This is a genomic window from Bacillus rhizoplanae (genome assembly GCF_917563915.1).
Lineage (GTDB): Bacteria > Bacillota > Bacilli > Bacillales > Bacillaceae_G > Bacillus_A > Bacillus_A rhizoplanae.
The window spans coordinates 222963-235401 of record NZ_CAKJTI010000002.1 but is presented as its reverse complement, the minus strand read 5'-3'; the positions used below and the strand labels follow the sequence as shown (position 1 = coordinate 235401).

Annotated in this window: 11 protein-coding genes, 1 pseudogene and 1 other annotated feature; of the genes and pseudogenes, 5 read left to right on the top strand and 7 right to left on the bottom strand. The window is 38.2% G+C overall.

Annotated elements, in window-relative coordinates; translation table 11 throughout:
• Positions 1-82 precede the first annotated feature (82 nt).
• The 3 genes from pheT to LRP84_RS03260 form a co-directional block, all read right to left on the bottom strand.
• Complete coding sequence (gene pheT, locus LRP84_RS03270; RefSeq protein ID WP_230573767.1) at positions 83-2503, bottom strand: phenylalanine--tRNA ligase subunit beta; 2421 nt, start codon at positions 2501-2503, stop codon at positions 83-85.
• 18 nt (positions 2504-2521) lie between these two features.
• Positions 2522-3556, bottom strand: a complete 1035-nt coding sequence (pheS, locus tag LRP84_RS03265) for a phenylalanine--tRNA ligase subunit alpha (RefSeq protein ID WP_230573766.1) — start codon at positions 3554-3556, stop codon at positions 2522-2524.
• Positions 3557-3600: 44 nt separating this feature from the next.
• Positions 3601-3829, bottom strand: a binding site (T-box leader).
• A 192-nt stretch (positions 3830-4021) separates the two neighbouring features.
• A complete protein-coding gene (locus LRP84_RS03260; RefSeq protein ID WP_230573765.1) occupies positions 4022-4819 on the bottom strand; it encodes a TrmH family RNA methyltransferase in 798 nt (265 codons plus the stop codon).
• Positions 4820-4901: 82 nt separating this feature from the next.
• Here LRP84_RS03260 and sspI point away from each other — a divergent pair, with 82 nt between their 5' ends.
• A complete protein-coding gene (sspI, locus tag LRP84_RS03255; RefSeq protein WP_230573764.1) occupies positions 4902-5111 on the top strand; it encodes a small acid-soluble spore protein SspI in 210 nt (69 codons plus the stop codon).
• A gap of 111 nt (positions 5112-5222) precedes the next feature.
• On the opposite strand, the gene LRP84_RS03250 is transcribed toward sspI, so the two are convergent.
• Positions 5223-5465 (bottom strand): hypothetical protein, encoded by a 243-nt coding sequence (locus tag LRP84_RS03250; RefSeq protein WP_230573763.1) that lies wholly within the window; start codon positions 5463-5465, stop codon positions 5223-5225.
• A gap of 272 nt (positions 5466-5737) precedes the next feature.
• Here LRP84_RS03250 and LRP84_RS03245 point away from each other — a divergent pair.
• The 3 genes and pseudogenes from LRP84_RS03245 to LRP84_RS03235 all read left to right on the top strand — a co-directional run bounded on the left by LRP84_RS03245 (position 5738) and on the right by LRP84_RS03235 (position 7490).
• A pseudogene (locus LRP84_RS03245) lies at positions 5738-6295 on the top strand (HD domain-containing protein).
• Positions 6296-6390: 95 nt separating this feature from the next.
• Positions 6391-6744, top strand: a complete 354-nt coding sequence (locus tag LRP84_RS03240; protein ID WP_230573762.1) for an ammonia permease — start codon at positions 6391-6393, stop codon at positions 6742-6744.
• 164 nt (positions 6745-6908) lie between these two features.
• Entirely contained in the window at positions 6909-7490 is a 582-nt protein-coding gene (locus LRP84_RS03235; RefSeq protein WP_230573761.1) for an HD domain-containing protein, read from the top strand.
• A gap of 197 nt (positions 7491-7687) precedes the next feature.
• Here the strand turns inward: LRP84_RS03235 and LRP84_RS03230 are convergent, their stop codons facing one another.
• Both LRP84_RS03230 and LRP84_RS03225 read right to left on the bottom strand, forming a co-directional pair.
• Positions 7688-9520 carry a DHA2 family efflux MFS transporter permease subunit gene (locus LRP84_RS03230; protein ID WP_230573760.1) on the bottom strand — a complete coding sequence of 611 codons (1833 nt, stop codon included), beginning with the start codon at positions 9518-9520 and terminating at the stop codon, positions 7688-7690.
• A gap of 13 nt (positions 9521-9533) precedes the next feature.
• Positions 9534-10187: an HlyD family secretion protein gene (locus LRP84_RS03225; RefSeq protein ID WP_230573759.1), complete on the bottom strand. Its 654-nt coding sequence runs from the start codon at positions 10185-10187 to the stop codon at positions 9534-9536.
• 286 nt (positions 10188-10473) lie between these two features.
• On the opposite strand from LRP84_RS03225, the gene LRP84_RS03220 reads away from it, so the two are divergent.
• Positions 10474-11094: a TetR/AcrR family transcriptional regulator gene (locus LRP84_RS03220; RefSeq protein ID WP_230573758.1), complete on the top strand. Its 621-nt coding sequence runs from the start codon at positions 10474-10476 to the stop codon at positions 11092-11094.
• 190 nt (positions 11095-11284) lie between these two features.
• Here the strand turns inward: LRP84_RS03220 and LRP84_RS03215 are convergent, their stop codons facing one another.
• Complete coding sequence (locus LRP84_RS03215; RefSeq protein ID WP_230573757.1) at positions 11285-12370, bottom strand: M42 family metallopeptidase; 1086 nt, start codon at positions 12368-12370, stop codon at positions 11285-11287.
• Between the last annotated feature and the right edge of the window lie 69 nt (positions 12371-12439).

The window sequence follows — 12439 nt, the reverse complement described above, 5'->3', positions numbered from 1 at the left end:
TAAGATGAGAGTGTAACTATCCGTTAAAATTGTACAAGTATAAAACGCAACAAAAAAAAGCGGCCACAAGGCCGCTTTTTTATTATTTACGTAACTCCGCACCAAATTTCTCTTCTACCGCTGCTAATACACGTCTATGTGCTTCTGTTACTTCTTCATCTGTTAATGTACGTTCTGGGTCGAAGTAGTTCATAGAGAATGCAAGTGATTTTTTGCCTTCTTCCATTTTTTCGCCTTCATATAAGTCGAATAATGTTACTTCTTTTAGAAGTGCTCCGCCTGCTTCAGCAATTATTTGCTTCATTTCGCCAGCTTTCACTTCAGTAGCTACAACAACAGCCATATCACGTGTCATAGATGGGAAACGTGGAATTGTAGTGTAGTATGTTTCTTCTACATCTGCATCAAATATTTTTACAAGAGACAATTCGAATACGTACGTTTCTTTTACATCTAATTGTTTTTGTGCTTCTGGATGTAATTGACCGATGAAGCCAATAACTTCACCGTCTAGTAAAATGTCAGCTGTACGGCCTGGGTGCATGCCTTCACGTTTTGCTGGTACATACGTGATGTTCTTAGCAACGCCAAGTACGTTAAATAATCCTTCTAATACACCTTTCATAACGAAGAAGTCAACAACCTTCTTCTCACCTTGCCATTGATGATGAAGAGTAAGCCCTGTCATAACCCCAGCAAGATGTTGTTCTTCTTTCGGAAGTTCACCTTCTACTGTTGGTAAGAATACAGAACCTACTTCGTATAATGCAACGTTATCTACTTTACGAGCATTGTTATATGTTACTGCTTCTAATAATTGCGGTACTAGGCTTAAACGAAGCTGACTGCGTTCTTCACTCATTGGAAGTGCAAGGTTCACAGGTGTTTTTTCGTTTGATTCCACCATGTATTGTTTTGCTTTTTCCGCACTTGTTAATGAATACGTAATCGCTTCATATAAACCAGCACCTTCTAAATAACGGCGTACTTTACGACGCTTTATTTGTGCTTCTGTTAATTTACCGCGTGTAATTGTACCAGTTGGTAATGTTGAAGGAATGCAATCGTATCCATATAAACGACCTACTTCTTCTACTAGATCCTCTGGAATTGTAATATCAGGGCGACGTGCCGGTACGTTCACATGGAATGCACCTTCCACTTCTGTGAATGGGAACTTTAAGTTTGTGAAGATTGTGCTCACTTCACTCACAGAGATGTCTGTACCTAACACACGGTTAATTTTTTCAACTGTAACAGATACTGTACGCTCTTCCACTTGTAAGTGATCAACTTCTACAACGCCTTCTAACGCTTCGCCGCCAGCATATTTTGCCATTAACGCCGCTGCGTGTTGAATCGCTTCGAATGTACGTGTTGGGTCGATGCCTTTTTCAAAACGTGCACTTGATTCACTGCGAAGACCTAAGTCTTTTGATGTGCGGCGAACTGTTTGACCTGCGAAATATGCAGACTCAATTAATACGTTTACTGTATCATTATCTACTTCAGAATCCGCTCCGCCCATTACACCAGCAACAGCTAACGCTTTTGTACCGTTTGTAATCACAAGGTGATGCGCTTGTAATGTACGCTCTTGATCGTCTAATGTTGTCATTTTCTCGCCTTCTTGTGCAAGACGAACAACGATTTCTTTTGATCCTAATTTATCATAATCAAACGCATGTAACGGTTGACCGTATTCAATTAAAATATAGTTTGTAATATCAACTACATTGCTAATTGGACGAATGCCAGCTGCCATGAGGCGCGTTTGCATCCAAATTGGTGATGGACCAACTTTTACGTTTTTCACCATTTTCGCAATGTATAGTGGGTTTTGCTCTGTTGCTTCTACACTTACAGAAATGTAATCAGATGTTTTCTCTGCTGCTTCTTTTAAGTCTGCTGCTGGAAGTTTCACTTCACGGCCGTAAATTGCTGCTACTTCGTACGCAACACCTAACATGTTTAAGCAATCTGCGCGGTTCGGTGTTAAACCTAGTTCAAGTACTTCATCGTGTAAGTTTAAAATTTCAAGTGCGTCTGCACCAACTTCAACATCACTTGAGAAAATGAAAATACCTTCTGCATAGTCTTTTGCAACTAATTTGCCGTCAATGCCAAGCTCTTGTAAAGAACAAACCATACCGTGAGAAGCTTCACCGCGTAGTTTTGCTTTTTTAATTTTGAAGTTACCAGGAAGAACAGCGCCAACTTTTGCAACTGGTACTTTTAAACCTTTCGCAATGTTAGGAGCACCGCAAATAATTTGAACTGGCTCTTCTTCACCGATGTCGATTAAGCATTTGCTTAACTTATCAGCTTCCGGATGTTTTTCGCACTCTAATACGTGACCAACTACAACACCTTTTACGCCTTTATTTAATACTTCAACGCCTTCTACTTCGATACCGCTTTTTGTGATTTTATCAGCTAGTTCTTGTGCTGTTACATCTTTAATATCTACATACTCTTGTAACCAACGATATGATACGAACATTCTTTATCTCTCCTTCCCTTACGCTCGTTTGAATTGTTGTAAGAAACGTACATCGTTTGTATAGAAATGACGAATGTCATCAATGCCGTACTTTAGCATCGCAATACGCTCTGCACCCATACCGAATGCGAAGCCTTGATATTCTTTTGAATCATAACCAGCCATTTCAAGAACGTTTGGATGAACCATACCTGCACCTAAAATTTCAATCCAGCCAGTTCCTTTACATGTGCCGCAACCTTTTCCATGACACATCATACAAGAAATATCCATTTCAACAGATGGCTCTGTAAATGGGAAGAAACTTGGACGAAGGCGAATTTCACGGTCTTCACCGAACATCTTCTTCGCAAATGCTTGTAATGTACCTTTTAAATCGCTCATACGAATGTTTTTGTCAATTACAAGGCCTTCAATTTGCATGAACTGATGAGAGTGCGTCGCATCATCATCATCGCGGCGATATACTTTACCAGGGCAAATAATTTTAATTGGGCCTTTTTCTGTATTCTTCTCCATCGTTCTTGCTTGCACAGAAGATGTATGTGTACGAAGCAACATTTCTTCTGTAATGTAGAAGGAATCTTGCATATCACGTGCTGGATGGTCTTTCGGTAAGTTTAACGCTTCGAAGTTGTAATAATCTTTTTCTACTTCTGGACCTTCAGCAACTTCATAGCCCATACCGATGAATAAATCTTCAACTTGCTCAACAACTGCTGTTAACGGATGATGGCAGCCTGTATTTACAGGACGGCCTGGTAATGTTACATCAATTGTTTCAGATGATAATTTTGCTTCAATTACTGCTTTTTCTAAATGATTAATTTTTTCTTCTAAACGTGTCTGAATTGCTTCGCGCACTTCATTTACTAACGCTCCCATACGCGGACGCTCTTCTGGAGATAATTTCCCCATGCCGCGCAGTACTTCTGTAATTGGACCTTTTTTTCCTAAATACGCTACGCGTACATCGTTTAAGCCCTTTAGCTCTTTCGCTTCTTCAATCAGCTGCAGCGCTTCTTGCTTTAGCTCTTTTAAACGTGCTTCCATTTGGAACCCTCCTAATTTTAAAAATAAAAAAACCTCGCTCCCTAAAAAGGGACGAGGTAAATTCGCGGTACCACCCTAAATTGACAGAACGAGTCTGCCCACTCAATTAGTTATAACGGCTTGTTAAACCGGAACGCCTTTACATACAAATGGTCCTGGCGCCAACTCCAGAGGTGAATTCACTCACGTCTACCATAAGAATGCTTTCAGTCTATGGCATTCTCTCCCTATATGGCGATTTTGCAAGCTACTCTTCTCTATCATCGTTTTTTAAACTATTTCACTTTTATTGGATGTTCAAAACGTCCGGTAAAGATAGCTGTCGTATTTCTTCGTTACGTCGCCACTCCGGTACTCATGTAGTCCAGCTACACTCCGTGTCCTCGCGGCTTCCGTGCCTCGAACTACTCGGCTCTCTTTATCCTCCTTTTTGAACATATACTTCCACCTATTATAAGAAGTTTTTTATCGATTCGCAACTGGAGTTTGTAAATAATACGTTAAAATCCCTGCTGCAACAGCAACATTTAATGATTCTGCTCCCCCGTAAATCGGAATATACAAGTTTTGATCACATTTGGAAAGAATCTCTTGGCGTACACCATTTCCTTCGTTTCCTACAATTAATGCAAAACTTCCCGTCGGCGTTACTTGACCGTATGGAACCCCGTTTTCAAGAGCTGTTCCGTATACAGGAACGTTCTTTTCTTTTAGCTTGTCTACCCATTCTTCTAAGTTTCCTTTTACAATCGGTAAATGGAATACAGAGCCTTGTGTAGAACGCAGTACTTTACTGTTATAAATATCAACGCATCCTTCTCCAAGCACAACGGCATGAATACCAACTGCATCTGCTGTGCGAATAATTGTTCCTAAGTTACCCGGGTCTTGCAAACCGTCAAGTAACAGGAACTTTCCATTCGTCAAAGTTACTTCTTTTTCTTGTTTCTCACAAACCGCAAATACGCCTTGCGTTGTTTCTGTTTCACATAGCACCTTTACAATTGCTTCAGGCACAATGTACATTTCAACATTGGTAACTGTCCAATCTTTCGGAAGATCTGTTTGATCCCAAACGATAAGCTCTGTTACAACTCCTGCTTTTAAAGCTTCCTCAACTAAATGAAAGCCTTCTACAAAAAATAAACCTTTTTTATCGCGCTCTTTTTTCGTCTGCAGCTTTTTCCACTGCTTTACGCGCGGATTTTGTACTGAATCAATGTTTTTCATAATATGTATTTCCCTCTCTTCTTGTCTTCTCATTATAGCCTATTTTTCATACATATTTACATAAAAAAGAACAAAAACTAATGTCAGTTTCCATTCCTAAAAAGAGGTGAAAATGATGAACTTTAACTTACGCGGTGCTGTATTAGCAAACGTATCTGGAAATACGCAAGACCAATTACAAGAAACAATTGTCGATGCCATTCAAAGTGGGGAAGAAAAAATGCTTCCAGGGCTTGGCGTTTTATTTGAAGTGATTTGGAAAAATGCTGATGAAAATGAAAAGCATGAAATGTTAACTACATTGGAGCAAGGCTTAAAAAGATAAGAAATTTCCTCAAAGACGGGGTGATATGTTCATGCCCCGTCTCTAATCCTATTCACCAAAAAAGCCTTCCAGAGAAAAACGGAAGGCTTTTCAAAATACCTATTCACTTATTTACTTTTGAGCACTTGGGATACTCGGAATCAAATTGTTAACAGCTTGTACAAGGTTATTTGCAATAGCTTGCTGCTCAGCTGTTAACGTGCCACCACCAGTGAATACCGTAAGACAGATTGGGCAAGCTTCGATATGAATACCCAATAAATTAATAGCAAGTCCACCCGGTACATCCACAGTAAGAATAGGTGTTGAACCCGCTGGAGGCGTACATGTAGTACAGTTAGTTAGAAGGGCCATACATTTAACTCCTTTCTTTATAGAGTTACTATATTTATATGACTGAATAAAGCTTTGCGAAATAGACATTTGGACGAACTTTAATAATTTTGTTAAAGTATTTCCCAAAATAAGTATGCTTTCTGTCCTAGGAAATGTGGCATAAAAATTTTTTCTATTAAATTACTAATTACTTTTCTAACACAATATGATGGAGTAAAATATTCAAAATATCTTTATAGCTATTATTTTTTCTACCATACACTGTAATGAATAAAAGGAGTGTATGTTTTATGCGCCGTGCTAAGCTTGAACAAATTCTTCAACATCCTATCACACAAAAATATGCAAATCGTTCCGGAATGGTTCCCGCAATCGCTGTAGCTTACCATGCGTTCCACTTAGCCAAAAAGCATCACGCCTCAGTCGATGCAGCAACAAGGGCCGGTTTTCTTCATGATATCGGTCATTACACATGGTATCGCAATGGGACTATGAATTGTATAAGAAAAATGATATACATGTCATCAAAGGAACGGAAAGAGCTCATAAATTCCTAATCCGATTAGGAGAACGACAAAAACAAGCAAAGGAAATTTCCGTTGCTATTCTCCTGCACACTAATTCTTTTCTACTAGAACAAACACTTGAGATAACACCTCTCCAAAATATTATTAAATGGGCTGACGAAGTAGATGAAGAACCTGACCGGGCACATCACTATCGAACAATCTCTTATGAAAAGGTACTGCAAGCGATTAGATCAAATGGTAGATCGCGAATTACAAATCCAACAATCGACATCCCATGTTCATATTTCTGCCAATAAAAAAACAGAGCAAATCTGTTGATTAATAACGGGATAAAAATCCATTTTTTTTCATAATACCCAAAATAAACCTTCTGTTATAAAATATAACTTATTACACAGGAGGCTTTCTTATATATGCAAATCTTTGTCTTACTTTGGATCCTTTTCGTACCCGTTCTTGTACTATGCGGCATTGACGGGGGATTATTTTTCATGATAAGAGGAGCAATACATAAAAAATGGTTTATTCTTCTAATGGGAATAGTTTGTTTTTCACTCGTTCTCCTGCCTATAATTTCTGCAGTAATAGGAAAGGATGTAGAACAGCCTTCCCCTCTTTCACCGTCTATGTACTGGAGTATGTTGGCTATTGCTAGTTTATTAGCAGGAATTAGCGGGGCACGTAATCAAATAACTAGTATTAAACATGTAGGGATTACTCTATTTTCGCTTGTTGTAATAGGGATCTTTTTCTATGAAATGATGTAATTTAGTTATTCTCCTGAAAAGGGATCATAACATAAAAAATTTTTCTATTACATCACTAATTACTTTACTAACATAACAATGATGTAGTAAAATGTTCAAAATATATTTATAGCTATTGTTTTTTTCTATAATACACTGCACTGAATGAAAGGAGTGAATGTTTTATGCGCCGTGTTACACTTGAACAAATTTTTCAGCATCCCATCACCCAAAAATATGTAAATCGTTCTGGAATGGTTCATGCGATTGCTGTCGCTTACCACGCGTTCCACTTAGCCAAAAAGCATCACGCCTCAGTCGATGCGGCAACAAAGGCTGGTTTTCTTCATGATATCGGACATCACACATGGTATCGCAATGGGGAATGGGACTATGAATTGTATAAAGAGAATGATATACACGCTATTAAAGGAGCGGAAAGAGCTCATAAATTGCTAATCCGATTAGGAGAACACCCTAATCAAGCAAAGGAAATTTCTGTTGCCATTCTCCTGCACACTGATTCTTTTCTACTAGAGCAAACACTTGAAAGAACGTCTCTGCAAAATATTATTAAATGGGCAGACGAAGCAGATGAAGAACCAGGAGGAACACATCACTATCGAACAATCTCTTATGAAAAAGCACTGCAAGCGATCAAGCGATTAGATCAGATGGTAGATCGCGAATTACAAACACATACACCCTCCTATTTGCATATTTCTGCAAATGAAGGAAAAGGGCAGACAAAACTTGTAAAGCATTAATATTTAAATAAAAGACGCTTGTTCATCGACTAACGGGCTCACTAATAAAAAAGAACACTATTTCATAACAGAAAAACGCAGAGATTTCAAAATCTCTGCGTTTTTTTATGCGATTCCATTGTTCAAAACAGTGCCATTTTGCTTGTTATTTAGTCTATTCATTAACATTTCTCCACTTCATAACCGAACTACTTACATCATCTCTCTGCTTTTTTGTTCACCTTATTTCCTGATTGTAAGAAAAGCGATAAGAATAAGGCAATAGCTGTTAATAATGTTGCAATCCAGAACGCATCATTAATTCCGTTAATAACGGACATCTTCGAAACTTGCCCAAATAGCATTTGTGAGCTTAACGCGTTTCCTGCCTGAGCTGATCCTGTCAATGCAGCAATACTTTGCCCCATTTGAGATAGTTTGTTTACAATAATCGAGTTTGTTGTTGTAATCGCATTTGCATAGTCTGCCATATGATTTGTCGTTTGCTGTGTCATAATTGTAATTAAAAGCGCAGTCCCAATGGAACCAGCAACTTGCTTTGCTGTATTTTGCATTGCTGTTCCATGCGAAATCAGTTGCCTTGGCAGAGCATTCATCCCTGCTGTCATGATTGGCATCATAATAAAGGACATCCCAAACGAACGAATAATGTAATCTCGCATAATCTCATTATAGGGTGTTTCTAATGTTAGATGTGTAAATTGGTATGTTGCATATGTTGTCAGGAGTAATCCAAAAATTGCAAGTGGCCGAATCCCGTATTTATCAAATAGCTTTCCGGCAAATGGTCCCATCAGTCCCATGATTAAAGATCCTGGAAGAAGTATTAACCCTGAATCAATCGGTGTAAATCCACGGATGTTTTGTAAATATATAGGAAGTAATAGCATCCCACCATATAGCGCCATCGTAACAATTGCATTAATTATCAGCGTCGAAGTAAATGCAGAATAGCTGAATACACGAAGATCTAATATTTTATTGTCAGCTGTTAACTGTCTCCATATAAATAAACTTAGTCCAATAACTCCAATAATAATCGCAATGATAACTTCCGCACTGCTCCATCCCTTATTTCCTGCCTCACTAAAACCATATAGTAAGCTCCCAAGGCCGATACTAGAAGTGATAACACCATACGTATCCAGCGTTGCCTTTGACACAGGCTGTTTTAGCGTGAAATATTTTAGTGCTAATACAATAATGAGTAAACCAATAATAAACATCGCATAGAATATCACATTCCATTTATAGTTTTGAATGATCCATCCTGTAATTGTTGGCCCAATGGCAGGCGCTAAAATCATTGCAACACCGAGCAATCCCATCGCCGCCCCGCGTTTATGAGGCGGGAAGATTGTCATAAAAATATTCATTCCAATAGGCATTAAAATACCGGCACCAACCGCTTGAATGACACGTCCTGTCATCATCATCGTAAAATTTCCAGATACCGCACAAATAATCGAACCTACTGTAAAGAATATCATGGCTGCTAAAAATAAGTTTCGATACGTAAACCGCGAAACTAAAAACGCACTAACCGGTACTAATACCCCGTTCACAAGCATAAAACCTGTTGTAAGCCACTGCGCTGTAGATGTCGATACATTAAATTCATTCATTAAGGACGGTAAAGCAACATTAATTAATGTTTGATTCAAAATCGAAACGAACATCCCGGAAATAAGAACAGCCAAGACGACCTTCACGTTAAAATCAGGAAGAACCGCCTGAGACCGAGAAGCTTTCGGTTCTTCACTTTCCGCTTTTTGTTCTTGTACCGGTGCTTTTACAAATTCTAATGCTTCTTGTTTTTCAATTGTTTCTTCTACAATTTCTTGTTCCTGAGTTCTCTCTTCAATACCTTCTGATATTTCTTGTTTTATTACTGCCTCTTTTGTATCCTTTAAAACTGCTTGAACCGGTTCTTCTATCCTTTGTGTTTCTTTCTTTCTAAAAACACGATTTACAATAATGAACACGACAATACATAAAAGAGCGTATCCTGCAATAAAGATCGAGGACATATTTCATTCCCCCTTACTTATGAATCCGAACTGTGACATTCATGCCTGGGACAATATTTAACGATTTACTATGGTCTAATGAAATTTTAACTGGAATAACTTGTGTTACTTTCGTATAGTTTGCTGTTGCATTACTAGATGGTAGCATAGAGAATGTATTTGCTGTTGTTAAACCAATTTGTTCTACTTTTCCTGTTAACGTTGTATTAGGATATGCGTCTACGTACACATCTACTTCTTGCCCTTTTTGAATATCGTCGATGTCTGTTTCTTTAATGTTTGCCGTTACCCATAAATCACTCATATTATAGGCATATGCAAGCGGTGTTCCTGGAGCAATGTAAGAATCTTGTGTTGCATTCGATTGAACAAGCGTTGCATTTGTCGGAACTGTAATATCCACTTCTTGTGCTGTTCCGCCAGCGTTAGTCGTTACAGAACCTACTTTATCCCCAGCACTATAACTTTTTCCTACTTCAGCTGTCCAGTTTGTTAATTTTCCAGCTGCTGGAGATGCAATTGGTATAACTTTTCCATCAATTTTTGCATTGTCCGTTTTTAAATAACTTGTTGATTGATTGTAATAATAATAACCGGCAAATCCGCCGCCAACTAACACAATCAATGTAATAACATTGATGATAATCATTCTCCGAAATTGACTCATTGTGTTCTCTCCTTGTTTTGAATATTAATGTATTTTTTAACAAGTCCTTCTCTTCTTTTAGTTAACAATATTGACCATTCATATTGTTAAGGACTAGTTAAAAAAATAACCCTTTTCCGAGCACAAAATCCTCTCCTTATTTTGTGCTAAGAAAAAGAATATCGTTTATAATTATAAATAATTCATTCTGAGTGACAACCAACAATTTATTTCGATATGTTGTTTTTCCAACAGTCCTTCATATATATGTTGAAAAAGTATAAAAAACAAAGCAAGGAGAACGAAAATGTCTATTAAAAATTCAAATGATCCACGCGTAAAACGAACGAGACAAGCGATACGTGACGCTCTTGTATCTTTAATACATGAAAAAGGTTTTGATAGTATTACGGTTCAAGATATTGCTGAAAAGGCAACTGTAAACCGCGCTACCTTTTATAGTCATTATCACGACAAATATGATTTACTAGACAAAAGCATTGAAGAAATGTTAACAGCATTAGCAAATATTCTCCAATCGAAAAAATTAGATAAGAAGGAGTTTGAACTTACTTTTGATACTCCTCATCCTATCTTTTTATCTTTATTTAGCCATATTGCTGAACATGCTTTCTTTTATCAAGTGATGCTTGGAGAGAATGGGATTCCGAAGTTTTCCTCACAAATGATGAAAGCAATTCAAACGGATTTGCTTAACGCCCTTTCTCTTTCACAACCAAATGAAGAAGAATTAATTGTACCTCGTGATATTCTTACTAGTTATATGGCAGGTGCACATTTAGGTATGATTATTTCTTGGTTAAGACAAAATATGCCGTATACGCCTCATTATATGGCCTTGCAGCTATCTCGTTTAATCATTTTAGGTCCGTATACAGCCGCTGGATTAGAACCACCATTTAAATAAAGTGAAACTTCCATCAGTGGTTTTTTTTCATCCCCCACTGATGGTTAGTTGAACCAATCGGGCTTTTACAGGCAGTTGTCCTCCATCTATCTTCCTCGCTTTTCTCTAAATCTTGAGGCGGGGGGTCTTACTGCCCGCGAATAGCGGGATGAAAAAGAGCGAAAGGAATGTCCTTTCGCTCTTTCGTATATTAATCAAATGTAATGTTATGTACAGCCTCAGCATCAAGACGTTTCACAACTTCTACAATTAACTTCACTGTGTTTTCATAATCATCGCGATGCAGCATTGCAGCATGAGAATGAATATAGCGAGTTGCAATTGTAATTGCCATCGCTGGAATACCATCCACAGAAACATGAATTGCACCTGCATCCGTTCCGCCGCCTGGAAGTGCATCGTATTGATATGGAATATTTAATTCATCTGCTACGCCAACAACGAAGTCACGAAGACCCTTATGTCCAACGATAGATGCATCATATAAAATAATTTGCGGGCCATCACCCATTTTGCCTTGTGCTTCTTTTTCGCTTATACCTGGTGTATCACCAGCAATACCAACATCGACTGCAAATGCGATATCAGGTTGAATATAATTTGCAGATGTCTTCGCTCCGCGAAGACCTACTTCTTCTTGTACAGTTCCAACACCGTATACGATATTTGGATGTTTTTCATCTTTTAGTTGCTTTAAAACATCGATTGCGATTGCACAGCCGATACGGTTGTCCCACGCTTTCGCAAGTAACATTTTCTCATTTTTCATCACTTGGAATTCGAAGTATGGTACAACTTGATCTCCTGGACGTACGCCCCACTCCATTGCCTCTTCTTTACTAGAAGCGCCAATATCAATAAACATATCTTTAATGTCAACTGGTTTTTTACGAGCTTCAGCTGGTAAAACGTGAGGTGGCTTTGAACCAATGACACCCGTTACATCACCTTTGCTCGTAACAATTGTTACGCGCTGCGCTAACATAACTTGTGACCACCAGCCGCCAACTGTTTGGAAGCGTAAGAAACCTTTATCATCAATTTGCGTAATCATAAAACCAACTTCATCTAAATGACCAGCTACCATAATTTTTGGGCCGTTACCGTCACCAATTTTTTTCGCAACTAAGCTTCCTAAGTTATCTGTTGATACTTCATCAGCAAACGGTGCGATATACTTCTTCATTACTTCACGAGGCTCACGTTCATTTCCAGCAATCCCGCGCGCGTCTGTTAGTTCTTTTAACATTGTCAATGTCGCATCTAGTTTTGTCATTGGACAATGACCTCCTTTTTCTTCATTCCTTTAATTATACAAGAGAGGAAAAGAATGTTCAAAAAATTC

Bases quoted from the DNA above. Each gene is read 5' to 3' on its own strand.
- pheT (WP_230573767.1), bottom strand. From the start codon at position 2,503: ATGTTCGTATCATATCGTTGGTTACAAGAGTATGTAGATATTAAAGAT.
- pheS (WP_230573766.1), bottom strand. From the start codon at position 3,556: ATGGAAGCACGTTTAAAAGAGCTAAAGCAAGAAGCGCTGCAGCTGATT.
- LRP84_RS03260 (WP_230573765.1), bottom strand. From the start codon at position 4,819: ATGAGAAGACAAGAAGAGAGGGAAATACATATTATGAAAAACATTGAT.
- sspI (WP_230573764.1), top strand. From the start codon at position 4,902: ATGAACTTTAACTTACGCGGTGCTGTATTAGCAAACGTATCTGGAAAT.
- LRP84_RS03250 (WP_230573763.1), bottom strand. From the start codon at position 5,465: ATGGCCCTTCTAACTAACTGTACTACATGTACGCCTCCAGCGGGTTCA.
- LRP84_RS03240 (WP_230573762.1), top strand. From the start codon at position 6,391: ATGCAAATCTTTGTCTTACTTTGGATCCTTTTCGTACCCGTTCTTGTA.
- LRP84_RS03235 (WP_230573761.1), top strand. From the start codon at position 6,909: ATGCGCCGTGTTACACTTGAACAAATTTTTCAGCATCCCATCACCCAA.
- LRP84_RS03230 (WP_230573760.1), bottom strand. From the start codon at position 9,520: ATGTCCTCGATCTTTATTGCAGGATACGCTCTTTTATGTATTGTCGTG.
- LRP84_RS03225 (WP_230573759.1), bottom strand. From the start codon at position 10,187: ATGAGTCAATTTCGGAGAATGATTATCATCAATGTTATTACATTGATT.
- LRP84_RS03220 (WP_230573758.1), top strand. From the start codon at position 10,474: ATGTCTATTAAAAATTCAAATGATCCACGCGTAAAACGAACGAGACAA.
- LRP84_RS03215 (WP_230573757.1), bottom strand. From the start codon at position 12,370: ATGACAAAACTAGATGCGACATTGACAATGTTAAAAGAACTAACAGAC.